The following is a 24,891-nucleotide window of genomic DNA, read 5'->3' on the forward strand; positions in this document are numbered from 1 at the left end:
GAATGACTGAGAGTTTAGGCAATCACTGCACACTCGCAGCTTCTTTTTTGGCAGCCTTGCCTTTTTTCTTTTTGGGCGTGTTGGCTACGGGTTGGTTTTCTTCACTCGGATACGGTTTTACATGCGCGCGTTCCGCCCAGGCGTCCCATTTGGCGGCAAGTTCCCTGGCTTGGTCAGGTTGCTCAGTGGCGAGATCGTGCAATTCAGTGCGGTCGGTTTTCATGTTGTAAAGCTCCCAGGCACCTTTGCGGTGGAAGCGGACGAGTTTCCAGTCACCAACACGCACGGCAGCGTTGCCTTCGTGTTCCCAAAAAATGGCGTCGCGTTGAATCGGTTTGTTCTCGAATGCGGGTACGAGACTGCGGCCTTCCATGGGCGGAATGGTTTGGCCTTTAAATTCAGTGGGATACTTCGCACCAGAAACATCCACGCAAGTGGCCATGATATCGATGAGGTGACCGGGTTGTGTGCGGAGTTCATCGTGCGCTTTGAAGCCTGCTGGCCAGTGGGCGATGAGCGGCGTGGAGATGCCGCCTTCATGATTAAAATGTTTGTAGCGGCGGAAGGGAGTGTTTTCGAGCGTGGCCCAGGATTGACCACAATAAACAACGGAATGGGCAGAGCCGGGATCTTTGCCTTCGAGCCGGCCTTCCGGACCGCTTTCGGCATTACCACCATTGTCGGACATAAAAAGAATCAAGGTATTGTCGAGGACGCCGCGTTTCTTCAAACCATCGACAAGCGTGCCGATGCTGCGGTCCATGCGCGAAACGACGGCGGCATAAATGGCCATGATGTTATCGAAGTGGTCCTTCTCAGCATCGCTGAGGGAATCCCACGCTTTCACCATGTCAGGGCGGGGAGAGAGCGGCCAGGATTTATCGGTGATGCCCATCTCGATTTGTTTGGCGCGGCGTTGCTCGCGGAGTTTGTCCCAGCTCATTTTGTATTTGCCGCGGAACTTCGCGATGTCCTCGGCGGGCGCTTGCAAAGGGAAATGAGCCGCGTTGTGCGCCAAGTAGAGGAAGAATGGTTTTTTGACGTCGCGGGCTTCGTCAATGAAGCGCAGGCCGTAATCGGTCCAGAGATCGGTGGAATACCAATCCTTGGGCACGGATGGATCGTGAGGAGAGAGTTCCTTGCCGTTGAAAAAGAGTTTTGCCCCTGGACTGTCAGCGAAATAGAAGCCACCGGCAGCGGAAGTCATGTTGCGGTCGAAGCCGCGAGTCCATGGTTCCACACCAGCAGCATGACCCAGGTGCCATTTGCCGGTCATGGCGGTAAAGTAACCGGCTTCATGCAACACTTCAGCGATGGTAACGCATTGATTATTCAGGTGGCCTTGATAACCAGGCTGGCCGCCATCCTCGGTCATGTGCCCCACCCCAGCCTGGTGAGAATAAAGCCCGGTGAGCAGTGAAGCGCGGGTGGGACAACAGCGGCCGGTATTGTAGAATTGCGTGAAACGGAGCCCCTCCTTGGCCAGATTATCGAGATTGGGTGTGGGAACTTCGCTGCCGTAACAGCCGATGTCGCTGAAGCCCATGTCATCCACGAGAATGACGATAATATTTGGCTTGGAGGCGTTGGAGGTTGCAGCCGTGAGGTGGCCGGAAAAGACCGTAGAGAACAAGGAAAGCGAAATCAGCGCGTTCCGAACGAAACGAAATCCGTTTCTTCTGCTCATGGTTATCATAATGGATAAGGCTTGTTTACCAGACTGGTTGAGCAGAGAAAAGGTTTCAATTATTTGGGGAAAGTACCAGGATGCGGCATTTCGACCATCGAAGCCTGTTAGATGAATTTGGCTTCGATTTCAGCGAAGAACTACCTGGGGCTTGCTCGTCCAGCCAATGCATCGGTATAAAGTGCTTCCAACTCGATGACGCGGTGCTCTGTAATGTGTGAGTAGGTAGAATTTGCGATCAGAGGCTGAATGCTTCCACCTTCAGAAAAGCCTGCACGAAAGGAGACTTCACTGGATCGGTATTTTTGCCAGAGCTTTTTCGTTTGCAGAAATTTTTTATGCTCCTGACGGTTGAGTCGACTCTCAATCTTTCTCTCGGTCCGGAGGAGTTTGGCATCCCAGAAATCAGCAATCGCTTTCGAGGTCAGATTCGTTTCAGTTTGGGTTTTGGCCTGGTCCAAGTTGTTTTTTAGCTGCTGCAAATTGGAGTCGGATGGCTCGCCAGCCAGAGCCGCAACTGTGAGAAAGAGACACAAAAAAGCTATAATTGTGCGCATGTTTCAGCTGAAATCGAATGAATTGCTGATATTTTGGATTGAGGTTTCCATGGTGAGGTTAGTCTAAACCTGCGAACTTACAGACCGGGGACTGAGTAAATTTTCATTCGTTCTTGTCCCGTGCTGCAAAGCATTTCTGAACAAAATATAGAACGAAGTACACGATCAAAGCGATTAGCACACCCAGACCTGCCGATGCAAACAGGCCCAATTTAACGATTCGCATGAAGAAATACATGGCGAACTGCTGGACCATGATGAACACAACAATGAGAATCAAAGAGGGTTTCATAAGGCGCACGGTTAGGCATCCTTTTCGCAGTTCTCATCAATTTGTTTCTCCAACTGTTGTATCGAACCGCTCAGCGCCTGGAGGTGCCGGGTGTGCCTCTGCATATGCGTGTCGCTGCCTTTCCCGGCGAAAGTCCGGAGCAACTCACAAATTTCGTCGTTCCCAGTTAGCCGAGCTGTGGTGAACGGTAAATCGCCCGCTGTGCGCGCAAAAGTGTCAGCGCCGTGCTCAAGCAAAAGTTGCACAATCTCCTTATGGCCAAATGAACAAGCCAGATGGAGTGGTGTATATCCTTCCTCGCCTTTCTGATTCACATTGATGCCGTGAGCCAAAAGAATTTTCGCAGCTTCATAGTCACCCCAAACGATAACGCAGTGTAGCGCATTATCCCCGAGCTCGTTTGTGGTGTTAATATCAGAGAAGTCAACATAACCAAAATCCGCCGTCTCTTTGACTCGCTCCAAAACTGCTTGTACTTCGGGTTCCATAGACACACCTTTATATGAAAATAGCTGCTTTTATTAATAAGGTAAACATCGAATTCAGATGGTTGGCAAAACAGGAGTTCCGAAGGATTCAGCGGTGGAGAATGCGAGTTCGAAGCGAACTGATCTACACACAGCGAGGAAGCCGCAGGATGAAGGAGCCGCCGTACTCACTTTAATCCAGTGCAGCAGGCGGCTCCAAAACCATAGATGAGCAGGTCAAACCAATGTCTCAATCGCACTCACGCCTGGCTTCGTCTGCCTCTTCCGCCAGGTCGAATACAAAGTCGAAGAACTTCTTGCTTTGACCGGAGAAGAGTCCCGATTGGGTGAAGCCGGTGAAAGCGGCCACGGCCCCTGCCTGCTGGGTGGAGATGGGCCGGATCACCGAGCAAAGCGGCAGGCTCGTGCTGATGAACTTGCAGGGTGCAGGCATGATTTGATTGGTGTCGATCGGTTCGGCATGATCAATGCCATCCGGAACAGGATCGGGACCATGCGGAAGTTGTGGGAATACTTCGTTGCCGTGGTTATCGAACAATTGAGGCGCGTTACCGGCTTTATCCTGCCAGGTTTGGAAGTGCTGGATCTCAGTGCCACCAATGGCACCGACAATTTTGAGCACCTCCAGGCTGGTTGCCTTGGGGAGGAACGATTGGTAAAGGCTGGAGCCACCCTGCTCGATCGTCGCGAAGTGGAAACCGGCGGTGTTGGCGATGAGTTGGATCTCGAACCCGAAGGTTGGGTCTGTGGGCAAAGGCAGGTCATGGTTCGGAATGGCCGGAACATTTTGCAGAGTCACGATCTGCGCAAAGGTGTCGCCAAAGTCCGGGTTGCCTGGCGATCGGTAGCGTAGATACCAACTGGTATCGACAGTGAGGTCCATCAGATTAGTCAGGCGTTTGGCGGTTTTGTTCGAACCGGTTGCCTGACTGCTGGGCAGAGTGCGAAACTGGTCCAGGTTGATGGGCTTTTGGCCTTTCGACATCAGGTACGCATTGATAAAGCTCTGGTGGCTGAACTCGTCGCGGGTGTTCTGATTCACGTAAGTGGGCATGTCGCCATCGAGCACCTCCAAGGCCAGTTGATAGGCCGGATTACCGAGAGCGAGTTCGGTGTACTGCTGCCAGAGATCCGTCTCCAGTATCTCGGCCGCAGCCAGGAGCCGCAGGATGGCCGCGTCGCCGCGACTGAGTTTGGAGTCGTGTTTGCCGTGATCATTGCCCTGGTCAGCCAACAGCGAGCTGGCTGGAATCAACGCTACGCCTCCGAGGCCAAGGCCCTTCATGAAGGACCTGCGCGCCATGAATTTCGGGGTTTCTTTTTGCATTGGATTATTCCTTTTATTTTGGTTTTTCTGACAAATCGTTTTTGCCAGACGAACTCAGGAGCAAACCTCGGAAGAGGCGCGCTCAGACAAAAGCCTTTCCCCGAAAAGGCAGAATGGTCCCTCCTGTTGTCCGCGGCGTTTTTTTGTCAGTCGTTGAGTATTACAGTGCAAGGGTAACGACACAATGGGGAGTAAACCCCAAACAGGTTACTTTGCTGATGCCGGTAGCGACGCGACAGGCTACGTGCATTTCGTAATCTTAAGCACCAAAGAATCCCTGCTTCCAGGCGAAGAGTATAAAGCCGATGAGTGGCAATTGCAGGAAAACGCCGCCGCCGATGAACCAGCCTCGGGAGGCGACTAGATGGCCGGAGGCATCGAGGGTGTCGTCACGCAGACCGCGGAGAATCCAGCGCAGGCCCCAAAATGAACATAAGCCGAAGGCGATGAATCCTCCCCACATGACTTCGCTTGGCGTGCTGTTGGTGGTGAAGTTCATACAGGTGGCTTTGTGATCGCCTCTCAAAATGTTGGGACTGAATATTCATGACCGGATTCCTTTTACTGCGGACAGTTTGATTTGTGAATGCGGTTTGTCAAGGCGAGTTGAATCTGTGAGAGAATGCGTGGAAGAGTGATTGAAATTTATGGCCATGTTAGTGCGGCGCGCACGGAGTGACGCAGCCCTACCTACGATGCTGGCGCGCGATCCGGAATCGTGGGCTGCGTCCGCAGATAAACTCGATGGGCTGAGTAGAATCACCGACGGGGTTAATGTTCGAGAGACTCTCACACCACCATTTAATTGATTGCTGGCGCGCGGAGTGGAGGCGTTGGTTGCGTTATGCTTGATTATTTTTATAGAGGCCGGGAGGGCTCGTTCCATGAGGGAACGCCCTGTTGCGCCCAGCTGTTTTTACTTACTCCAAAGCGCAGATCAAATTCGGCATCGACTGGTTTTTTTTGGGTAATGAGCCAGTCTCCGGTCATCAGCAAACTGGGGAGTTCCTTGCCGGGCAGGATGACGTACCGCTGCAAGATGGCCTCATCCACGGGAGCGGGTTCGAAGTAAGATTGCAGTTGTGAGAGCGCGGTTGGGAACTGGCCGTTATGGGATTCGATGTATTTGTCCAAGGCAGGTCGCAACATTTCAGCAAATCGCTTTTCGCCAGCCATGCGCAAGGTGCTGAGAGCGCGGCGAAATTCCTTATCCTCGTCAAGATTGCGATCTTTTACGGCGGCGAGCCAGTCTTCCTCGTTGAGCAATTGAAATTCTGGAATCCCAACCTCGGGTGTTTGATTTACTCTCTGTTTAACGAGCCCGACCTTCGACGACCAGGATTTTAAGGCTATTTCGGTGGCGCTGCTGGAAGCGGTATTTGTGGCGGCATTTAAACGGGTTACTTCACTCCGCAATTTTGGCAACTCAGCGGTGTTTTGGCTGAGGCGCTTGTTTTCATCGCGAAGCGCGGCGAGTTGGCGTTGGGCGGTGTCGCGGTCGCGGGTGACCTGGTTGATTTGATCTGAAAGTGTGGCTTGTTGTTGTTGAAACGTCTGGACTTGGGCACGGAGGGTGGAGGTTTGATGAGCTTTGTAGACTCCGATGCCAAAGGCGGGGATAAGCGCGACTATAATGGCGGTTTTTTGGCGCGTGGTCATAGCCATCGTTTTGGATTATTTTGCGGCGGACGCCTGGGCTTCCTTGACTTTAATCATTCGTTGGAGGGCGGCTTGTTGTTCGGGGGTAGTGGCGTAGGGCATCAGGTCGGCGGCTTCGGTTGGTTCGAGGCTATTGTGGGAGGCGGCATAGGCTTTCATCACTGGCTTGAGAGCATTGACATCTTTTCCGATGGTATCGTTCCAGGCTTGATTTCCGGCGCTGCCATAACCGTTCGGGCCTATGCCGAATCGTTGATCGTATTCGGCGTCCACAGGTGCTTTTTGGCTGATAACCTTATCTCCGCCCATGCCCAAACTGGAGATTTCTTCGGCGGGCAGAATGGCAAAACGCTGCAAGATGGCTTCATCCAGAGGTGATTCAAAGTATGGCTGTAATTGAGAGAGGTCGCTCGGAAATTGGCCGTTGTTGGCTTTCATGTATTTGCTCAAGGCCGGCTGCATCATTGAAGCGACCTTGCTCTCGGCATTGTTGCGAAGGTAGCTAAAGGCGCGGCGATAATCTTTTTCGGTGCTCAGATTGCGGCCCTTCACTGCTCCGAGCCAATCTTCGTCGCTGAGTAATTGGAACTCGGGAATGCCTGCCTCAGGGTTTTGTTTCAGCCTTTCCTTGAGCTGCTCGACTCGCGCCAACCAGGATTTTGCGGCGGATTCGGCGGGGCTGCCCGTAGAGGGATTTGCGGCTGCGTTTAGGCGGGTGACTGTGCTGCGCAGTTTCGGCAACTCAGCGGCGTTCTGGCTGAGGCGTTTGTTGTCGTCGCGGAGGGCGGCCAATTGGCGCAAGGCGTCTTCGCGGTCGCGGATGAGTTGATTGATTTTTTCCGCGAGCGGGGCTTGTTGTTGCTGGAGGGCCTGGACCTGGGTTTGGAGAGCGGAAGCTTGTTTAGCTTGGTAGAGTCCCGTGCCGACGGCGGCGATGAGCGTGGCGGCAAGGAGAGTTTTTTGGAGTGTGGTCATAGCAATCGTTTTGGTGACTCCGATGAGAGTTGCGGTGCTGCTGAGGGCGGCGGTGGAAATGGTGGCAGCGAGGCCGATGGGGGCAGCGGTGACGGCTTGGGCGGTGAGCGCAGTGGCGAGTGCGCCGGCTGAAAGAGTGACGCCGCGATTTTTAAGGAGTGAATGGAGTTTCTCCAAGGCGCGATTCACTCGCATGCGGGCGGCGTCCTCGTTGGTGCCGATGGCTGCGCCAACGGTGCGGAAGTCGTGTTGCGCGAAGAAGCGGAGCATGATGGCGGTGCGATCCCCTTCCCCGAGCTGGTTGATGGCTTCGTCGAGGATGGGCGCAACCTGGGCGAGGTTGGCGTCGGAGTGGTCGTGCAACGCATTCATTTGGACGGCTTCGTTTTCACGCAATTGACGGCGGCGTTCGCCCCGGAGGAAGGTGGACGCAACGTAGCAGGTATGCCGATGCAACCAACCGCCGAGCATGACATCCTTGGAAAGCGTCGGAGCAATGCGGGCGAGGTCAACAAAAACGGTCTGCGCGATATCCTGGGCCAGGTGGGCATCGCGATTGACCAACCGAAAGGCGACCGAATAGACGAGGTCGACATAGCGCGTGACCAGTTCCCGGAAGGCGGTTTCGGAGCCGTTCCTGACGTAATCGGCGAGGAGTTGTTGGGTGTCGGTCATCTTCAATTCACTATTAAAGAGCCGCTGCGGGGCGAAACCGAACAAAAAATTTTAGAATTGCCAGGGTATGCAGGCACCAAGAAATCAGGGAGGAGTGGCCACGAGAAGGCACAAAAAGCGCAAAAAAAGACCTTGCTCGGATATGGCATACCGATACAAGTAACCCCATTTATTGAAACTTACAGGCTTGCTTCACAAAAGCAGGTTGCCAGTGATCCGTCCGGTTATATGCTGTTCACAAAAGGACCATGAGGAGATCATCCAGTCCGCAAGTATATGAACCGCTCCGTCGAAGAATTTGTAAATAATGTGCGGAAGTTCTGCCAGTGGGCGGAATCGAGCCAGCATGAGGTCCAAACAGCGCGGGAATTACTGCTGGCGCTCATGCAGGGTGTTTCTTATCTGCCCGCCGATTATACGGAGGAAAGCGAGACAGAGTATCCAGAGCGTAGCCGCGAGGATTGGAAAGCTGATTATAAGCGGTTCGCCGATTTTCCATTTCAATATTACTGGAAGATTTTCTCCCCCTGCAACCTTGACGAAGAAACGCCTGTTACCGGGGACGTCCATGACGATCTGGCAGATATTTATGAGGACTTGTGGCATGGTTTGCAGGCTCTTGATCTGGGAGACGCCACATATGCCAGGAACTACTGGTATGAATCCTATTTCATCCATTGGGGTCACCATGCGTCGTCAGCCGTTTACGCCGTTGATGAGTATTTTAGGAAAGAGTATTTCCGGAAACTTGTGGAAGGGGAATAGATAGGCGGCAAGCCTTAACCGACTGGCAATATTCCCTGCCCAATAAATGATTGCTGGCGCGTGGTTTTCAATCATGGCCGCGTCCTCGGAGTGGCTCGATGGGCTCAGCAGAATCACCGACGAGGTTAGAATTCCGGCGAAGCGTCATTCCACCATTTAATTGATTGCTCGCGCGAGGGATTGGAATCGCGGATCACGTACGCGAATGGGGCAATGGAAGGATGAGATCGCGGGCCTTGCTAGTGCGGCGCGCACGGAGTGACGCGGCCCTACCTACGATGCTGGCGCGAAAGGTTGGATCAGTGACTGGTTGATCTGCGCAGCAATATTCCAGTCAAATATTTAACTAAATCAGTAGCATATTATGAGCCAATCACGCCACTATTAATAACATTAATATAGAAATATATGTTTACTTAGTTATAGTATTTTTGTGTATTTTAGAGGCGGCATAAATCTTTTGAAAGAAGCTTATGGTAGAACATTCAAACATCGACGGGAGACGGGATTCTGGAACCACTGGGCGGTTTGTGGCCTTCGATTATGGCGGCGGCTTCCAGCAAATCGCGGGCGATGAAAGTCGTGTTATCTCGGGTTAACTCGCGCTATCTCGCCTTAACTCGGGTTAAAAAAGTATAAGACTTATGGAATCAATCTTAAAAAAGGACAGTCCGTTGGCAGTCGTTGGTTGCCCGTCGGCAGAGGCAGGTTTTCAGCCAGGACGCCTGCCATTGGAGGGCAAAGGAATTTCGAATAACGCATTTCGAGTTTAGATTGGAACGTCTAACGCCAAATAACGGCAGATAACGGTACATAACGCCAAATAACGGTTAAAAAATTTTTATCGCAGATGAAATGGTTAAAGCAGAATTCAAAATTGAGAGTTGGGATGCCACTCAACTCTGGCTGCGGCCATTCAGCCAGATCGGGCGCATTGAAGGTCAATGGACTAATTGACATGGCGGAGAGGATTAACTTCGTTGGATGGTCACCGAGAGAGGCAGCTCAGTCGGTAATGGTCGGTATCGGACGCCATTAGTCGGTATCGGTCGGTTAAATTATTTTCCGCAAAAACAAGATTGAAACCGGTACTTGCAACCGGGGGCAAACCAAGGCTTACTTTGCCCGGTTTATTTTGAAGATTTAGACACATGAATCGTGACCTGTTAGCCAAAGCAAAGTCGTTGGGTTTTTCGGACCGGCAAATCGCGCATCTCACCGGCCAGACGGAGGATGCCGTTCGCGCTGAACGCAAGAAACTCGGTTTGATTCCGAGCTACCGGCTGGTGGATACCTGCGCCGCCGAGTTTGAAGCTTATACGCCCTATTATTATTCCACGTACGATCGTGGTGACGATGAGATTCGCCCTTCCGACACGCGCAAGGTGATGATTTTGGGCGGCGGTCCAAACCGCATTGGCCAGGGAATTGAGTTTGATTATTGCTGCGTGCATGCGGCGTTCGCGCTGAAGGAAGATGGCTTCGAAACGTTGATGGTGAATTCGAATCCGGAGACGGTTTCAACGGATTATGATACGAGCGACAAATTGTTCTTTGAACCGTTGACGCTGGAAGATGTGCTGCACATTTACGAGCGGGAGAAGTGCTGGGGAGCAATCGCGCAATTCGGTGGACAAACACCTTTGAACCTGGCGCTCGCGTTGCAGAAGAATGGTGTCAACATCATCGGCACTTCGCCGCAGAGTATTGAAATCGCGGAAGATCGCAAGCTGTTCGCGGCGATGTTGAACAAGCTGAATATTCCGCAGCCACCGAACGGTTTGGCGACGAACGAAGCGGAGGCGCTGGAGGCATCGCGCAGACTGGGTTACCCGGTGTTGGTGCGGCCTTCGTTCGTGCTGGGCGGCCGGGCGATGCAGATTGTTTATTCTGATTCGGAGTTGACTCATTACATGCGGTTCGCGGTTGAGGCGTCGCCGGAGCGGCCGGTGTTGGTGGACAAATTTTTGGAAGATGCCGCGGAAGTGGATGTGGATTGCATCACGGATGTGGGGCATTTCAGTGATCCGAAGCAAGGGACAATTGTGATTGGCGGGATGCTGGAGCACATCGAATACGCGGGTGTGCATTCCGGTGACGCGGCGATGGTGTTGCCGCCGCATTCGTTGTCGCAGAAGGTGATTCAGACGATTCGTGAATATACGCATGCGATGGCGCGCGAGTTGAAGGTGATCGGCCTGATGAATGTGCAGTACGCCGTGAAGGGCGACACTGTTTACGTGCTGGAGGTGAATCCCCGGGCATCGCGCACGGTGCCGTTCGTGAGCAAGGCGATTGGGGTTCCGCTGGCGAAGCTGGCGGCGAAAGTGATGGCTGGCAAGAAGCTGACAGAGCTGGGCTTTACCGAAGAGGTCTGGACGAAATATTGGGCGGTGAAGGAATCGGTGTTTCCATTCAACCGTTTTCATGGCCAGGATATTTTGCTTTCGCCGGAAATGCGCTCCACCGGCGAAGTGATGGGCTTGGATGCGGATTTGGGAATTGCGTATGCGAAATCGCAAATGGCGGCAAACTCTCCCCTGCCCTTGAGCGGCCGGGTGTTCATCAGCGTGAGCGATGCGCATAAAGATGAAGTCTCGTCCGTGGCGAAGCTTTTCGTGGATCTCGGTTTCGAGTTGATTTCAACCAGCGGCACAGCGGCGATATTGGAGAAGGCGGGATTGAAAGTGCAACGGTTGTTTAAACTTGCGGAAGGCCGGCCCAACGCGGTGGATTTGTTGAAGAATCGCGAGATTCAACTGGTCATCAACACTCCTGCCGGACAGTCACCGCGGGCGGACGAAATCAAGATTCGCACGACGGCTGTTTATACCAACACGCCGATCATGACGACGTTGAGTGGCGCGAAGGCGGCGGCGTTGGGTATCGCGGCGCTGAAGAAGAGCGGTTACGCGGTCAAGAAAGAGAGCGATTACGCAGTCAAGACGCTTCAGGAATACCACTGAGCCAGTTAGTAAGTCATCGGTGCTGGCCCGGCACAGCGTTGAATTAAAATTAAGTAACGAAAATGAACCAGCGTGTCTGATTTTAGACACCCCACTGTAACCCGATGCTTTTGATTCAAGAATTTTCTTGTTTCAGGCATCTTAATGAGAGTGTAATTCTCCCGTGCTAAGCAAAGGCTACGCAGTCGATGGATTCTTCGACGAGATGTTGTCTGAAACAAACGACATCAGGAGGCATTACCAAAAATTTCAACAGCGGTTTGCCGCGCTCAGCCCCGAGGAATTGGACAACAAACGCAAGGCAATCGAGTTGGCCTTCCTGCGACAGGGAATCACGTTTAATGTTTATGGCGACGCGCAAGGCACCGAGCGCATTTTCCCATTCGACCTCGTGCCCCGCATTATTCCCGCTTCGGAGTGGGAACATATCGAGGCCGGTTTGATTCAGCGCATTACGGCTCTGAACCTGTTCCTGCATGATATTTACCACGATCAGCAGATTTTAAAGGAAGGCGTCATCCCGCCATTTTACGTGCTTTCCGCGCGGCATTTTCGTCGCGAGTTCATGAATTTTCCGGTTCCGAAAAATATCTACATGCATATTTGCGGGACGGATCTCATCCGCGACGATAAAGGTAAATACATGGTGCTGGAGGATAATGGACGCTGTCCATCCGGAGTCTCCTATTTGCTCGAGAATCGTCGGGCCATGAAACGAGCTTTCCCCAATATGTTCGAAAGCATTGGGGTGCGCCCGGTGGATACCTATCCCGCCGACCTGTTGAAAGTTTTGCGTCACAGCTCACCGATCAATGCTGGCGATATCACGGTGGTTCTGCTAACCCCGGGCACGCACAACAGCGCCTATTTTGAGCATTCCTACCTGGCACGCCAGATGGGCATTAACATTGTGGAAGGTCGTGATCTGGTGATCCGCGATGCGCGGGTATATATGCGCACGACGAAGGGCCTGCAACAGGTTCATGTTATTTATCGACGCATTGATGATGACTTTTTGGATCCGACGGTATTTCGTCATGATTCTGTGCTGGGAGTTCCAGGATTGATTAACGCTTATCGCGCCGGAAATGTGAGCCTGGCAAATTCCATCGGGACCGGCGTGGCCGATGACAAGGTGATGTATTATTTCGTTCCCAGGATCATCAAGTTTTATCTCGATCAGGATCCGATTCTGGAAAACGTGCCGACTTACCTGGCCTCCGAGGAACAGGATAGAAAATATATTCTCGAGAATATCGAGCAACTGGTGGTGAAGGCGGCGAATGAATCGGGCGGTTACGGCATGCTGATGGGCCCGAAGGCGAGCAAGGCGGAGATTGAGGAGTTTCGCGGGCGCATTCAGGCTGAGCCGCGTAATTACATTGCACAACCGATGATCTCCCTCTCACAACATCCCACAATCTGCGACGGCAAGTTTGAAGGACGGCACATTGATCTCCGGCCTTTTATTCTGTATGGCGAGAAAACCACCATTGTTCCCGGTGGTCTTACCCGGGTGGCTTTGCGCAAAGGTTCACTGGTGGTAAACTCTTCACAAGGCGGCGGCAGCAAGGATACCTGGGTGCTTTATGGAGATGATTAACCGCTGATAAAACTGTCCAGTTACAATCATGCTTTCACGCGTTGCCAATTCGTTGTTTTGGATGAGCCGTTACCTCGAGCGGGCGGAAAACGTTGCCCGCATCCTGGATGTTAACCTCCAACTGCTCCTGGATTTCCGCAATCTGGATGATAAACGCCTGTTGGAGCACTGGCTGCCGATTGTCCAGAGCACCGGTGATGAAGCGCTTTTTTTCCAGCTTTATAAGGAGGCGCGCGGCCAGACAGTTACGGACTTCCTGACCTTTAATCCCGGCAACCCGAATTCAATCCTCAATTGCATCGCCCAGGCTCGCGAAAACGCCCGTGTGGTTCGTGACCAGATTTCCGGTGAGATGTGGGAGGAGATTAATCGACTGCATCTTTTCATGCGCTCGCCGCGTGCGCGCGAGGTATGGAATTCCAGCCCTTACGATTTTTATAACGAGATTAAAACCAGCTCGCTTTATTTGCAGGGCCTGACGAATGCCACCATCCGTCAAAACGAAAACTGGAATTTTATTCAGATCGGCAAGTTCCTGGAACGCGCTGACAAGACCACTCGCATCCTCGATGTTCGCCACGAAACCCTGGGCAATGAGCAGTTCGGGAAAGCTTTGAACCAGACAGACTATTTGGAATGGTCGGCGGTTTTGCGTTCCTGCAGCGCCTGGGATGTCTATCGTCAAATTTACTCCACTGAAGTGGATCCCGTCCGGGTGGCTGAGTTGCTCCTGCTTTCGGATGACTTTCCGCGTTCCGTGCGCTTCTGCCTGAACGAGTTGGATGCAACGCTACGCCGCATTTCCGGTGTGGCTCCACAAAAGTTTTCCAATGACGCCGAGAAGCTGTCCGGTCGCCTGCTTTCGGAAATCCAGTTCAGCACGGTTCAGGAGATAGTGAGCCGGGGCTTACACGAGTATCTCGATTTGCTACAGAATCGCTTCAACCAGATTGGTGAGGCGCTGTTTGCCGTTTATATTTTTCAACCCTTTGCCGACTTGAATTACGACATGTTGCAACAACAACAACAGCAGCAACAACAAACTCGAATTTCCTTTCATAACACGGAATTTCCTCCGTCCGTATTTTGACCCCGTGTTCCAGATGAAACTGCAAGTTTTCCACCGCACTCAGTATACCTACGCGTCGCCCGTCATCGAGAGTTTCAACGAGGTCCGACTCCATCCACTTTCCATTGATGGTCAAAACTGCCAATCATTCATATTGAAGGTTTTACCGGCATCCCGACTGTCGCATTACTTTGATTTTTTCCAGAACTACGTTCATTTCTTTGAAGTGCTGGGGCCACACAATGTGTTAACCATTGAAAGCACGTCCAAGGTTACAACCGCCTATGTCCCCCTGCCTGAAGATGCGGAAACGGTTCCCTTGAGCAGACTCGCGGAACTCACCCAGCTCGATAAATGTTATGATTTCCTGCAGCCGAGCCAGTTTGTAACACTTGGTCCGGAAGTATGGAGATTGGCTTTGGATGCCACCGCCGGAGAAACCGACACATGGCGCGCAGCCCTGATCATCATGAGATACATCCATGGCAGCTTTACTTACACGCCTCAATCCACGAACGTGAATACGATGGTGGAAGAGGTAATTCAATTGCGCCGCGGGGTTTGTCAGGATTTTGCTCATCTCATGCTCGGCATGTGCCGCTCGCTCAAGATACCGGCACGCTATGTCAGCGGTTACTTATACAATGGCCCCGGCGGCGTGCTGCAAGGCTCGCAGGCTTCCCATGCCTGGTGCGAAGTCTACCTCCCGCAGTTGGGCTGGCGCGCTCTGGATCCCACCAATAATCAGCCGGCGGATGAGAATTATGTCAAAGTCGCGGTTGGGCGCGATTACGCCGATATCGTGCCGGTGAAAGGGAGTTACAAAGGCACCAGGGAAAAGACCATGACCGTACACGTGGAAGTTACCAGCCTCGAAATTTGAAAAAAATTTCGCATTGCAGCATCTAAAATCTTCTTTTTTTTCCTCGCTTTCCAAGTCGGCAACGGTTTCCATCTGCTAGTAACTCAAAAAAACTTTTCTTTAAAAGGAAAGTATTGAGCCGTAACTCGTGCCATAAGTTTCACCCGAGGTAATCATGATGACGATTGATGAACAGGTGGATATTTTGTTGGTTGAAGATAGTGCTGAAGAAGCAGCCATGGCTACAGCGGCCATCAAGGTCCGCGATTTTGGCCAATGGCTTGTCCATGTGATCGATGTTGACCAGGCGCTCGCACTTATCTGCGCCACCAATGTGGCTGCCAATTGGCGGATTAAAACCGCTCCGAAGGTTATTATTCTTGATCTTGAGCTGAGCCGCCGGGGCGGTATCGAATTGCTACAACAGCTCAAGGCAGAAGAACGCACGCGCCACATTCCTGTCGTGGTCTTAACAGGCTCGACGGACGAGAGGGAGATGCTTGAAAGGTACCGTTTGGGTGCGAACAGCTGTGTGGTGAAACCGGTCAATAGTCAGCAATACACCCAGATGATTGGCGACATAGCTCATTACTGGCTTACTATCAACCATCCTTTTACTTAGAACTTTTTTGGGCCATTCCCCAGGCTTTCCTTCCACACAGTCACCTCTGTTTCCACCTACCTTGCGTTAGTCAGCGATCAGCACAATGTTTGCTAATAAGCAAAAGCTTACATGAGCTTGCGCTTTGGAATGGAGGAATATGGGCGATGCTCTTACCAAGTTGTTTGAATATGATGAGTTTCCACGCCCATAGTCCGACGACATGTCGCCTGCCAAAGGCTTCACCATTCGCCAAAGGACCAAAAAGGCAGCCAAACTTTTAAATCATCTTTCATATGAAAACAGAAACATGCCTTCCCAAACGAGCAGAGTTTTACCGTCGGCAACCTGAGAATCACATTCTGGTCCAGAACAACAAGGACGATGTGCTCATCCGCGCAACCCATGACAACTTTTCTGACCAGCGGAAAGCAGCATTTATCAGGGAGTTAGCCGCTGAAGGATTTATCCCGGACCATTACCAATGGTTTTCAGATCCGGATGCCAGCAATTATCTGGGAATTCGATGGGTCGTTGACTCTTCCTGGCTCCAGATAAACAATCAGATCGCGCGAAAAGGAGAGATGCTTTGCGGTCGGGCGCTGATGGTTGCAGCAGTGCTCTGGGTGATCCTTGTTGCCCTGGTGCTTATGTCCGTTGGCTAAATCCACCTCAAATCAGAACCGTCGCTACGAGACCTCCCTGGAGTCCTCTTCGATATCCATGCCATACGATTTTCTGCGGCTACATTCCTTGACTTGGAAATGCCATGTCAGATACGGTTTAGCCATGAAACGATGGTCTGTTTGTCTCCTGCTGACCGCCTTTTGCGTGCTGGGTTTTCCTTATCGGTCACCCGCGCCGTTGGTCTATCGTGCTGGCGAAGGTTGGACTTACGAACCAGTCGGCGGTGAGGGCAAATGGCAAAGAGTTCGGGCTAAGGATCAGTTGGATGTCGCCCAACAAGCTTTCGACAAAAAAGACTATGGCCTGGCGCTGAAAGCCGCTCGCCGTGTGGTCAGCAATTGGCCTCTCTCAGATTTTGCCCCAAAAGCCGAGTACCTGGCCGCTCGTTGCTACGAGGAGAAGACGCAGGACGAGAAAGCCTTCAAGGAATACCAAAAGCTCCTGGAGAAATATCCCAAGGCTGATAACTATCAGGAAATCCTTCAACGACAGTTTGCCATTTGCAACCGTTTCTTAGGCGGTCAGTGGTTCAAATTATGGGGTTATATTCCATTTTTTCCAAACATGGATAAGACAGTAGAAATGTACGAGATGATCATCAAAAATGGACCTTACAGCGATATTGCTCCTCAAGCACAGATGGACATCGGAGCGGCTCGGGAAAAGCAAACGCGTTTTTTAAACGGTAATGAACCTTATATTCAGGCAGCCAAGGCTTACGAACGTGCGGCAGATCGTTACCATGACCAACCCAAATTTGCTGCGGACGCCCTTTACAAGGCAGGATTGGCCTATAACAAACAGGCCCGAACAGCAGAGTACGACCAAAATACGGCCGGGCAGGCAATTGCAACGTTCACCGACTTTATGACTCTCTATCCTAACGATCCACGAGTTTCGGAAAGCGAAAAAACAATCGCCGCTCTAAAAACCGAGCAAGCTCGTGGAAACTATCAAATCGCACGGTTTTACGACAATGGCCATCATTATAAGAGTGCACAGATTTACTATAACGAGGTGCTAATTCAGGACCCCAATTCACCTCTGGCCGCCTCATCTCTAAAGCGCCTCGCAGAACTCAAGAAGTTGCCCCAAAATCCCACGAAGTAGTGCGTCGCTTCCTTACATATCTGGCTGCTACCTGGGCACTTTTTTTCGTTGGGTGTGCAGGGTATCATCTTGGACCTTCCAACGGTGAACTGGCTGGCTCTCGCTCGGTTCAAATCAATCCGTTCATTAATAAAACACTTGAGCCACGTTTGAGCGCTTACCTTATTAACGCCTTGCGTAAAAACCTCCAGCAGGATGGCACGTATTTAATCAACACACATGATGAAGGGGACATTATTTTGAGTGGCGTAATTACCTCCTTCGTCCGCAACGAATTAAGCTTTCAGTCCTCTGATGTCATAACCGTCCAGGATTATGAAATCAGGATGACAGCTCAGGTGACAGCTCGGGAACGCTCAACTGGCAGGATTATTTTTGACAAGCCTGTCGTCGGGCGCACCACCCTGCGTGTAGGCAATGACTTAACCAGTGCCGAGCGTCAGGCCATCCCCATGATGACTGATGACTTGGCGAAAAAAGCAGCAGCACTGTTGGTGGACGGAACTTGGTAGGTATTTTATAGATAGTCAAAGCTGGAGTATTTTCTTAATCCAATTTTTCAGAGAAAATCTTTCCAAGCTCAGTTTTTTGAGCCCCTTCAAGAGAAAAAAGCGTGAAAACCACGCATTTGGAGCGATTTTAGTCCATAAAGGAAGTGAAAATGGTAATCGTTGCCAAATAATACTTGCAGAATTTGCCAATTTGATAGCAGTATCCGCCCTCAGGAAATTAACCCTAAAATATTATGATCAAGTCATTAAGCAAAATTACCATCATGGGCATTCTCTCCGCCGTTGTGCTTGGAGTGCCTGTTACTGTGTCTGCTCAGAGCACGAACAAAACCGCCTCTGCCCCTGCAGCGGCTCCCGAAGCCAAGAGCAAGCCAATTTCGTTCCATAGCAAAGTTGCCTCTGTCGATAAGAGTGCCAAGACGGTCACTCTTGATGACAAGAATAAGCGCACCTTCCAAGTCACTTCGGAAACCAAGATCCTGAAGGACGAGAAACCTGCTACCTTGGATGATGTGACTGCCGGAGAAAACATCAGTGGCAGCTATAAAAAAGGTGAGGACGGTAAACTGACCCTTCGTTCCCTCTACATCGGCGGAAAGAGTGGAGGCAGTTCCAAAAAGAAGGAAAAGACGGACTCCACCCCGAAGTAATCATACATTAATTCTTATACCTGACAGGCAGGCCACTACGGCCTGCCTTTTTTATTTAAACCACAATTATCTGCGCCACCATCCGCCTTTCGAAGATTTGGCGGCAATTGCGTTCTCAGTAAATTGCTGCCTCAGCAAGTGGCTGCGCGAAGCTTCCAAATTCATGATAAACTCGTCGTAACTCTGAAAACGATCTGCAGGATTTTTGGCCATCGCTCGCATGATTGCGTCGCTGGAAGCCTGACTAATCTCTGGAACGACGTGGTTGGGGGGAGTAAGCGGAGTATTTACATGAGCCATAACCACATCTTCAGCGGTAGGTGCTTCAAAAGGCACGTGACCGGTCACGCCGTGATAAAGCGTTGCGCCCAAGCTGTACATGTCGGAAAGGAAGCTCTCAGGCTCCCGCTTAATCTTTTCGGGAGCTACATAATACGGAGTGCCGTGCAGCTCCTCCTGGGGATCAAACTCCCCTTCCGCCTTCCTGGCCAGGCCAAAATCAACCAACTTCGGTTCATTGTCTGCATTGAAGAGGATATTTCCCGGCTTAATGTCTCGGTGCAAAAGATTATGTTTCAGCGCCAAATTCAAAGCCGATCCCACTTTGATTCCAACATCCAAAATATCAAGTTCGGGCAGACGTTTGTAGAGTTCAATACGGCCATCCAGACTTCCCTCATCCGCAATTTCCATAACGAGGTACTTCTGCCCCTCGGCTTCGTCGAAGGTGTAAATATGAATGATATTGGTGTGGTTGAGGGAGGCACAAGCACGAGCCTCACGGAAAAAAGCTTCCGATGCATTAGGATCTTTGGCCACCTCCGGTTTCATTAATTTCAACGCCACCTCGCGCTGCAATGCCGTATCAAATGCCCTATAAACAACCCCATTCCCGCCCGCAGCAATAAATGCGCGGAGTTCGAACTGTTTCAATTGCCAGGGCATCATGATGTGGTAACCGCATTTGGGACACGGGGAGGTCGCCAATGGAGGCAAATCTCCTGGTATAAACACCTTGGCATTGCAGCCCGGGCACGAAAACATGCGTAGTTGCTTCCTCTCTTCACCAGATCCAATCATCACGAGTTACATGATAGCATTATCCGTTCCCACCACAAGATTAGATAATAATGCTGGCTAATCAGAGGTGTGTTTGCAACAGCCGAAGGCTGTGTTGTTTAAATAGAGACAGGATGTGAGCATGCCAACAGTGGCAAAAGATTTGACAAAAATTGGCAAATCTTGTTTACTGTCAAAGTCGGTTTAAGAATGAATACCACGTTTACATTTAAAACCCTGTGCGCCATGAGTTGCGAAGGTCAAATGGTTTCCGTTTGGCACCGCGCGTCCTGGTCCACTGGCAACGTGGGAGGAAATGTCTAGCCGATAATTAATCCAATAGAATTTCGAAAGACCCGCGGTTGCCAAGGCAATCGCGGGTTTTTTGTTTAATTGAGTGCCCCGAATGGGGCGAATACTAAAGAAAGAAAAGAACATGAATGATAAATATCAACAACGCGTGACCGCGAGGTTCGCACCCGATACCACCTTCGAGGTGAAGACGATTCCGTTTCGGGCCGCTGAAACTACTGAATTGGAAGAGTTAAAAAATCGGCTCCTCCTCCAACTGTTAAATAATACAAGCGCTCCTGAGCAAAACACCCTTTTGCGCAGAGCCGCAAATGATGCCGCCGCTCTCGCCTGGGCGACCGCATATCCCCTGCTGTTCTTTCCCACCCTGTTGGACGAAAAAGCCAGGGCAGCGTTACTACAATGGGAGCACCAGGAAAGGGTGCGCGCTCGCAGCCTGAACCTGGTACTGGAAACGGCATGAACACCACCCTTCCCAAGGTAATCCCGTTTGGGGGAGCCGCTTCCGCAGGCGATGCATCGCCCGTGGAAACGGCTCCTCACGGCGGTGACATGCCTTGAAAGATGCAGCACGTCATTCGATTCGTTTGAGCGACGGCAAGTTCACATGGAATCAGTCCCGCATTAGCGAGACCACTCCGTGCCTTGCCCTCGCTCAGACTTTTCATGACCAAGCCCATGAGGAACTGCAACGCTTCTGTTCGGCGGACCAAAATCCAGGTTTGGCAGGCTTTCAATGCCGTTGATTGTATGGTGGTTCTTCACCCAAAACCGAAGTTCCTCCTTCATTATGTGTGAATAAAATTTCCAGGGGGAAGTCGAAAACCTGCGAAAAGTGCTATCTTGCTCGCAGGATTGTCTTTATATTTGCCGTTCTAAAAATAAGGAACAATGGTGAAAGGGCACGGGTATTAGGTTACATGCGTTCGTTGTATAATATTTTATTTCTGATCTTCTTCGTCCTCTCTTCCCCATATTATTTTTTACGGATGTCGCGCCGGGGTAATTGGCAAAAGGGATTTGCCCAGCGTTTCGGCAATTACGATGTAAAGCTCAAACAGTCCATCACTAATCGTCACATTATCTGGCTGCATGCTGTGAGCGTGGGCGAAATGAACGTCTGCATGCAGCTCATCCGGGCCTTGGAGCCTCGTTTGCCAAATGTGAAGTTTGTGGTCTCCACCACCACCACTACTGCCATGAGTGAGCTGCAGAAAAAACTTCCGCCGCATATCGGCAAAATTTATTACCCGGTTGATCGCCGCAAGTTCGTTGCTCGAGCACTGGGAACGATCCGTCCGGATGCCATCATTCTTGTAGAGGCCGAAATTTGGCCAAACTTCATCTGGCGCGCCCGTTCCATGGGTATCCCCTTGTTTTTAGTCAATGCCAGGCTTTCGGATCGCTCGTTTCCGCGTTATAAAAAATTTAAAATCCTTTTCAAACAGCTTTTTGGCGCGTTCACCGGCGTGGGAGCACAAAATGAAACTGACGCAGGAAGACTTGGTGAAGTGGGCTGCCGGCGTGAAGCAATTCACGTTGTCGGGAATTTGAAATTTGATGCTGCTGTTTTGACCGGCCGGCGCACGCTGGACGTACCAGCGATGCTTGGACAACTTGGCGTTCCAACCGATGCTCGGATACTGGTAGCTGGTAGCACCCATGATGGTGAGGAACTCATTTTGGCGGAAATATTTCTTAACCTTAAAAAGCAATTCCCTGATTTGTTTCTAATCCTCGTACCACGCCATTTCGAGCGGGCAAAGTCGGCTGGTAATGACCTCTCGAAGCTGGCAATTAATTTCTTTTATCGGAGCGAGCTGGCTCCTGATACACAATTTGAGCAGGGTGAGCTGGATTGCCTGCTGGTGAATACAACGGGCGAACTGCGGTATTTTTATGAACACGCCACCGTGGTGTTTGTAGGTAAAAGCCTGGCCGCCCGGGGTGGCCAAAATCCGATTGAACCAGCGGCGCTGGGCAAACCGGTTCTATTCGGCCCCAACATGCAAAACTTCACTGACGTTGTGAAAATCTTCCTCGCTGACAAAAGCGCCATCCAGGTAAGCGATGCCGCCGAACTGGAAACGCGGATAGGCGAATTGTTATCCAATCCTCCCCGAAGGCAGGAATTGGGTTACCGCGCTCAAGAGACAGTAAAGGAACATCAAGGAGCCACCGAACGAACGGTGGAAATGATTCTGGAAGGTTGTGCAGCTCGCGATCTTTACACCGTGCCGAAAAAGTAAACTTCCCGCGTCAAAATGAAAAGGGCACGCGCTTGCGTGCCCGTAATTGGTTGTAAAAATGGATTAGCCCAGAATGCGTTTGCCTTCGCTCAGGAAGATACCCTTGAAGTTCATCTCCAGTGCCTGCGGGTTGCTTGCTTTCGCGAGTGCTTCGTGTTGCGAAATTTTGCCTTCCTTGACCAACGCGAACAAGGCCTGATTGAAATTCTGCATGCCGTCGTCCTGACCGGTTTCGATTGCTGCATGCAGTTTTTCGATTCGGTTATCTTCGATCATTTTCTTGACCGTGCTGGTATTGATCATGATCTCACAGGCGGGCGTCATGGTACCCGTCAACGTTGGAACCATGCGTTGGCAAATAACAGCTTGGAGCGTGCCGGCAATCTGGCGTCTGATCTGTTCCCGTTCGTCAGCCTGGAAAAAATCCAGAATACGGCCGACGGATTGCCCAGCCGTGGTTGTATGTAGAGTCGAAAGAACCAAATGCCCGGTATCGGCTGCACTCATCGCCGCACTGAAACTTACTGAATCGCGCATTTCGCCGACCATGATGATATCCGGGTCCTGACGCAAGGCACTCTTGAGCGCTCCTTGGAATGACCTCGTATCCAAACCCACTTCCCGCTGTTCGATGACACATTGATTGTCTTCGAAGACATATTCAATCGGATCTTCGAGCGTGACGATGTGTTTTTTGCTCACCGCATTGACGTGCTCAATCATGGCAGCCAATGTTGTTGATTTACCGCTGCCGGTGGAACCAGCGAGCAGTACGATCCCGCGAGGTGATTCAGCTATCTTTTTAATGACATCGGGCAAACCTAAGGTTTCAAAGCTCGGCACATTCGCCTTTACGAGGCGCATGGCCAGCGCAAAGGAACCGCGCTGCTGAAAAACATTTGTTCGAAACCGTCCGGAACCAGGCTCCAGGTACGAAAAGTCTGTCTCCCTCTCTTCCTCCAATTTTTTATGCAGATGCACGGGAACAATATTCTTTACGACATTGTTCATCCATTCTTCCGTCGGAATAGGACACTCAATTGCAACGAGTGAGCGATTGATGCGGAATACAACCGGAGTGCCAACTTTGATATGAATATCAGAAGCCGCTCCATCATGAGCGAGCTTCAAAATTTTGTGAAAAAGTTCCATACGCTATATGCACTATGATTTACCAGACCTTTAGGAATGCCGACCAGTACCAAATTGTGAATATTGGTTGGGAAGACTACCAGTAATGGAGGTTAGGGATATAAGGAGTTTATCTACCCTAAATCAAACTTTACAGAAATGACAATACAGTGGCGCAAAAGAAGTTTCTTTTGCCTAGGATGAACCGGGAACAGTTCCTTGGATTAGAGCTGCGAAAACGATCACGAATACGCAAGAATGCTCAGTCGTGCTTGTGCCTGCTTGGACAAATCAGTGAATACCATTGAAACGGTGTATCCAGTGTGCCGATTCCCATTACACGCGACCACAACTCCCGTGCAATGAACTTTGGCGGTATCCCGATTCGATTGCAAGGTGACGGTCATCTCAGTCCAAGGCGCAATCGGCTTTATAGAACGGAATTCAACCCCATTTCTACGAACCTTTACCTCCTTCGGTGCAAGTAGCAAACGTGTCTGAAATGCTTCAACGGTTATGGGCTGAAACAAACCAGGACTATTAAGTTTTCTTGCGCTCATAGTGCTGTAGTCAAAATAGCATAATCCTACTTACCGTCAATTTTTTGCCTACCACTCGATGACGGCAGCACCCCAGGTCAGTCCAGCTCCAAATACCACCAGCAAAATCAAGTCTCCACGTTGAATGCGCTTGGATTCAACGGCTTCATCCAGGGCAATGGCCACTGACGCGGCAGAAGTATTTCCATATTTATCCAGGTTAATGAAAACCTGTTCTGGATTGGCACTCAGACGTTCGCAAACCGCATCGATGATGCGACGATTTGCCTGATGCGGAATAATGCACTTGATCTGCGTGATATCGATCTCACACCGGCGTAGTGATTCCGTAGCCGCAGTCTGCATCGCTTGAACTGCATTCTTGAATGTTTCCTTGCCATCCATTCGCAGGAAATGCAGTCCTGCCGCAACCGATTCGGCGCTCGCAGGACACCGACTGCCACCACCAGGCATTGAAAGCAAATCAGCTTTTTGACCGTCGGAACCCATGCAGGCCGTCAACAATCCATGGGCGTTGGGGCGGTTCTGCAAAATCGCGGCACCAGCTCCATCACCAAAAAGCACGCAAGTATTGCGATCGGTCCAATCAACAATGGACGATAACTTCTCAGCACCAATCACCAAAACAGTCCCGTAGGTACGTGACATGATGAATTGCTGACCAATCTCCAGCGCGAAAATGAAGCCGGAGCAGGCCGCTTCTATGTCAAATGCGGCAGCCCGATAGGCGCCGATTTTTCGCTGTACCAGACAGGCAGTTGAGGGAAATGGCATATCCGGCGTGATCGTGGCTACAATGATCAGGTCGATCTCCTCGGGCTTTATGCCAGCCTGCTTCATCGCTTTCAGCGCGGCTTTTGAAGCCAGATCAGAAGTAAATTCGTCCTTGGCCGCAACGCGCCGCGCCTTGATTCCAGTTCTGGTGGTGATCCATTCATCCGTCGTATCCACCATTTTTTCAAGATCATGGTTGGTTACAATCCTTTCAGGCACATAAGAGCCAACCCCGGATATGGAACATGTTTGTCCCTGGAAATTATATTTGGCGCGGGGATTTTTAAATTTTTTCTGAGTGGATGGACTCATGCGTTGGCG

Annotated in this window: 24 protein-coding genes; 13 read left to right on the top strand and 11 right to left on the bottom strand. The window is 51.1% G+C overall.

All coding sequences use genetic code 11. The features are described 5' to 3' along the window. Window positions 1-22: 22 nt before the first annotated feature. The 8 genes from CFLAV_RS03005 to CFLAV_RS03040 all read right to left on the bottom strand — a co-directional run bounded on the left by CFLAV_RS03005 (window position 23) and on the right by CFLAV_RS03040 (window position 7,660). Entirely contained in the window at window positions 23-1,696 is a 1,674-nt protein-coding gene (locus tag CFLAV_RS03005; protein WP_007413135.1) for an arylsulfatase, read from the bottom strand. A gap of 131 nt (window positions 1,697-1,827) precedes the next feature. Beyond that, a complete protein-coding gene (locus tag CFLAV_RS03010) occupies window positions 1,828-2,244 on the bottom strand; it encodes a lysozyme inhibitor LprI family protein (RefSeq protein WP_007413136.1) in 417 nt (138 codons plus the stop codon). A 103-nt stretch (window positions 2,245-2,347) separates the two neighbouring features. Further along, the gene (locus CFLAV_RS03015; protein WP_007413137.1) at window positions 2,348-2,536 is read right to left on the bottom strand and encodes a hypothetical protein; all 189 of its coding nucleotides are present in this window, start codon (window positions 2,534-2,536) and stop codon (window positions 2,348-2,350) included. Window positions 2,537-2,547: 11 nt separating this feature from the next. Beyond that, on the bottom strand, window positions 2,548-3,024 hold the full coding sequence (locus tag CFLAV_RS31720) for an ankyrin repeat domain-containing protein (RefSeq protein ID WP_007413138.1): 477 nt from the start codon (window positions 3,022-3,024) through the stop codon (window positions 2,548-2,550). A gap of 229 nt (window positions 3,025-3,253) precedes the next feature. Next, entirely contained in the window at window positions 3,254-4,351 is a 1,098-nt protein-coding gene (locus CFLAV_RS03025) for a hypothetical protein (RefSeq protein WP_007413139.1), read from the bottom strand. 259 nt (window positions 4,352-4,610) lie between these two features. After that, window positions 4,611-4,850 carry a hypothetical protein gene (locus CFLAV_RS03030; RefSeq protein ID WP_007413140.1) on the bottom strand — a complete coding sequence of 80 codons (240 nt, stop codon included), beginning with the start codon at window positions 4,848-4,850 and terminating at the stop codon, window positions 4,611-4,613. A gap of 359 nt (window positions 4,851-5,209) precedes the next feature. Next, window positions 5,210-6,010: a hypothetical protein gene (locus tag CFLAV_RS03035; RefSeq protein WP_040546668.1), complete on the bottom strand. Its 801-nt coding sequence runs from the start codon at window positions 6,008-6,010 to the stop codon at window positions 5,210-5,212. 15 nt (window positions 6,011-6,025) lie between these two features. Beyond that, window positions 6,026-7,660, bottom strand: a complete 1,635-nt coding sequence (locus tag CFLAV_RS03040) for an RNA polymerase sigma factor (protein WP_007413142.1) — start codon at window positions 7,658-7,660, stop codon at window positions 6,026-6,028. On the opposite strand from CFLAV_RS03040, the gene CFLAV_RS33860 reads away from it, so the two are divergent. From CFLAV_RS33860 to CFLAV_RS03095, 11 genes are all read left to right on the top strand, one after another. Continuing rightward, window positions 7,646-7,912, top strand: coding sequence for a hypothetical protein (locus tag CFLAV_RS33860; RefSeq protein ID WP_083808737.1), 267 nt, complete (start codon window positions 7,646-7,648; stop codon window positions 7,910-7,912). The two genes, CFLAV_RS03040 and CFLAV_RS33860, sit on opposite strands and share 15 nt — an antisense overlap. Window positions 7,913-7,936: 24 nt before the next feature. Beyond that, on the top strand, window positions 7,937-8,425 hold the full coding sequence (locus CFLAV_RS31725) for a DUF5063 domain-containing protein (RefSeq protein ID WP_007413143.1): 489 nt from the start codon (window positions 7,937-7,939) through the stop codon (window positions 8,423-8,425). 1,151 nt (window positions 8,426-9,576) lie between these two features. Further along, a complete protein-coding gene (carB, locus tag CFLAV_RS03055; protein WP_007413146.1) occupies window positions 9,577-11,391 on the top strand; it encodes a carbamoyl-phosphate synthase large subunit in 1,815 nt (604 codons plus the stop codon). A 205-nt stretch (window positions 11,392-11,596) separates the two neighbouring features. Continuing rightward, the gene (locus CFLAV_RS03060; protein WP_050785611.1) at window positions 11,597-12,994 is read left to right on the top strand and encodes a circularly permuted type 2 ATP-grasp protein; all 1,398 of its coding nucleotides are present in this window, start codon (window positions 11,597-11,599) and stop codon (window positions 12,992-12,994) included. Between the two features lie 28 nt (window positions 12,995-13,022). Continuing rightward, on the top strand, window positions 13,023-14,084 hold the full coding sequence (locus tag CFLAV_RS03065; protein WP_007413148.1) for an alpha-E domain-containing protein: 1,062 nt from the start codon (window positions 13,023-13,025) through the stop codon (window positions 14,082-14,084). 13 nt (window positions 14,085-14,097) lie between these two features. Then, window positions 14,098-14,946 (top strand): transglutaminase family protein, encoded by an 849-nt coding sequence (locus CFLAV_RS03070; protein WP_007413149.1) that lies wholly within the window; start codon window positions 14,098-14,100, stop codon window positions 14,944-14,946. Between the two features lie 154 nt (window positions 14,947-15,100). After that, a complete protein-coding gene (locus CFLAV_RS03075) occupies window positions 15,101-15,547 on the top strand; it encodes a response regulator (protein WP_007413150.1) in 447 nt (148 codons plus the stop codon). Between the two features lie 275 nt (window positions 15,548-15,822). Beyond that, a complete protein-coding gene (locus CFLAV_RS03080; RefSeq protein ID WP_007413151.1) occupies window positions 15,823-16,191 on the top strand; it encodes a hypothetical protein in 369 nt (122 codons plus the stop codon). A gap of 124 nt (window positions 16,192-16,315) precedes the next feature. Then, window positions 16,316-17,323, top strand: coding sequence for a tetratricopeptide repeat protein (locus CFLAV_RS03085; protein WP_007413152.1), 1,008 nt, complete (start codon window positions 16,316-16,318; stop codon window positions 17,321-17,323). After that, window positions 17,323-17,835: an LPS assembly lipoprotein LptE gene (gene lptE, locus CFLAV_RS03090; RefSeq protein WP_007413153.1), complete on the top strand. Its 513-nt coding sequence runs from the start codon at window positions 17,323-17,325 to the stop codon at window positions 17,833-17,835. The genes CFLAV_RS03085 and lptE overlap by 1 nt, the downstream gene beginning before the upstream one ends. Window positions 17,836-18,068: 233 nt before the next feature. Continuing rightward, complete coding sequence (locus CFLAV_RS03095; protein WP_007413154.1) at window positions 18,069-18,485, top strand: hypothetical protein; 417 nt, start codon at window positions 18,069-18,071, stop codon at window positions 18,483-18,485. Window positions 18,486-18,551: 66 nt separating this feature from the next. Here CFLAV_RS03095 and CFLAV_RS03100 read toward each other — a convergent pair whose 3' ends face one another. Beyond that, window positions 18,552-19,529, bottom strand: coding sequence for a serine/threonine-protein kinase (locus CFLAV_RS03100; protein ID WP_237712358.1), 978 nt, complete (start codon window positions 19,527-19,529; stop codon window positions 18,552-18,554). A 451-nt stretch (window positions 19,530-19,980) separates the two neighbouring features. Here CFLAV_RS03100 and CFLAV_RS03105 point away from each other — a divergent pair, with 451 nt between their 5' ends. Beyond that, window positions 19,981-20,319, top strand: a complete 339-nt coding sequence (locus tag CFLAV_RS03105) for a hypothetical protein (protein ID WP_150107252.1) — start codon at window positions 19,981-19,983, stop codon at window positions 20,317-20,319. 457 nt (window positions 20,320-20,776) lie between these two features. Next, window positions 20,777-22,105, top strand: a complete 1,329-nt coding sequence (locus CFLAV_RS03110) for a 3-deoxy-D-manno-octulosonic acid transferase (RefSeq protein WP_007413158.1) — start codon at window positions 20,777-20,779, stop codon at window positions 22,103-22,105. Between the two features lie 63 nt (window positions 22,106-22,168). Here the strand turns inward: CFLAV_RS03110 and CFLAV_RS03115 are convergent, their stop codons facing one another. Further along, a complete protein-coding gene (locus CFLAV_RS03115; protein ID WP_007413159.1) occupies window positions 22,169-23,257 on the bottom strand; it encodes a type IV pilus twitching motility protein PilT in 1,089 nt (362 codons plus the stop codon). A gap of 587 nt (window positions 23,258-23,844) precedes the next feature. Further along, window positions 23,845-24,882, bottom strand: coding sequence for a beta-ketoacyl-ACP synthase III (locus tag CFLAV_RS03120; protein ID WP_007413161.1), 1,038 nt, complete (start codon window positions 24,880-24,882; stop codon window positions 23,845-23,847). Between the last annotated feature and the right edge of the window lie 9 nt (window positions 24,883-24,891).

This window comes from Pedosphaera parvula Ellin514, assembly GCF_000172555.1.
Taxonomy (GTDB): domain Bacteria; phylum Verrucomicrobiota; class Verrucomicrobiia; order Limisphaerales; family Pedosphaeraceae; genus Pedosphaera.

Coding starts and splice junctions, on each gene's coding strand:
- CFLAV_RS03080 (WP_007413151.1), top strand. CDS start 15,823: ATGAAAACAGAAACATGCCTTCCCAAACGAGCAGAGTTTTACCGTCGG.
- CFLAV_RS03115 (WP_007413159.1), bottom strand. CDS start 23,257: ATGGAACTTTTTCACAAAATTTTGAAGCTCGCTCATGATGGAGCGGCT.
- CFLAV_RS03085 (WP_007413152.1), top strand. CDS start 16,316: ATGAAACGATGGTCTGTTTGTCTCCTGCTGACCGCCTTTTGCGTGCTG.
- CFLAV_RS03005 (WP_007413135.1), bottom strand. CDS start 1,696: ATGATAACCATGAGCAGAAGAAACGGATTTCGTTTCGTTCGGAACGCG.
- CFLAV_RS03040 (WP_007413142.1), bottom strand. CDS start 7,660: ATGACCGACACCCAACAACTCCTCGCCGATTACGTCAGGAACGGCTCC.
- CFLAV_RS03015 (WP_007413137.1), bottom strand. CDS start 2,536: ATGAAACCCTCTTTGATTCTCATTGTTGTGTTCATCATGGTCCAGCAG.
- CFLAV_RS03065 (WP_007413148.1), top strand. CDS start 13,023: ATGCTTTCACGCGTTGCCAATTCGTTGTTTTGGATGAGCCGTTACCTC.
- CFLAV_RS31720 (WP_007413138.1), bottom strand. CDS start 3,024: ATGGAACCCGAAGTACAAGCAGTTTTGGAGCGAGTCAAAGAGACGGCG.
- CFLAV_RS03035 (WP_040546668.1), bottom strand. CDS start 6,010: ATGACCACGCGCCAAAAAACCGCCATTATAGTCGCGCTTATCCCCGCC.
- CFLAV_RS03110 (WP_007413158.1), top strand. CDS start 20,777: ATGCGTTCGTTGTATAATATTTTATTTCTGATCTTCTTCGTCCTCTCT.
- carB (WP_007413146.1), top strand. CDS start 9,577: ATGAATCGTGACCTGTTAGCCAAAGCAAAGTCGTTGGGTTTTTCGGAC.
- CFLAV_RS03030 (WP_007413140.1), bottom strand. CDS start 4,850: ATGAACTTCACCACCAACAGCACGCCAAGCGAAGTCATGTGGGGAGGA.
- CFLAV_RS03100 (WP_237712358.1), bottom strand. CDS start 19,529: ATGTTTTCGTGCCCGGGCTGCAATGCCAAGGTGTTTATACCAGGAGAT.
- CFLAV_RS03095 (WP_007413154.1), top strand. CDS start 18,069: ATGATCAAGTCATTAAGCAAAATTACCATCATGGGCATTCTCTCCGCC.
- CFLAV_RS03075 (WP_007413150.1), top strand. CDS start 15,101: ATGATGACGATTGATGAACAGGTGGATATTTTGTTGGTTGAAGATAGT.
- CFLAV_RS03070 (WP_007413149.1), top strand. CDS start 14,098: ATGAAACTGCAAGTTTTCCACCGCACTCAGTATACCTACGCGTCGCCC.
- CFLAV_RS03120 (WP_007413161.1), bottom strand. CDS start 24,882: ATGAGTCCATCCACTCAGAAAAAATTTAAAAATCCCCGCGCCAAATAT.
- CFLAV_RS03010 (WP_007413136.1), bottom strand. CDS start 2,244: ATGCGCACAATTATAGCTTTTTTGTGTCTCTTTCTCACAGTTGCGGCT.
- CFLAV_RS03025 (WP_007413139.1), bottom strand. CDS start 4,351: ATGCAAAAAGAAACCCCGAAATTCATGGCGCGCAGGTCCTTCATGAAG.
- CFLAV_RS03105 (WP_150107252.1), top strand. CDS start 19,981: ATGAATGATAAATATCAACAACGCGTGACCGCGAGGTTCGCACCCGAT.
- CFLAV_RS31725 (WP_007413143.1), top strand. CDS start 7,937: ATGAACCGCTCCGTCGAAGAATTTGTAAATAATGTGCGGAAGTTCTGC.
- CFLAV_RS03060 (WP_050785611.1), top strand. CDS start 11,597: ATGTTGTCTGAAACAAACGACATCAGGAGGCATTACCAAAAATTTCAA.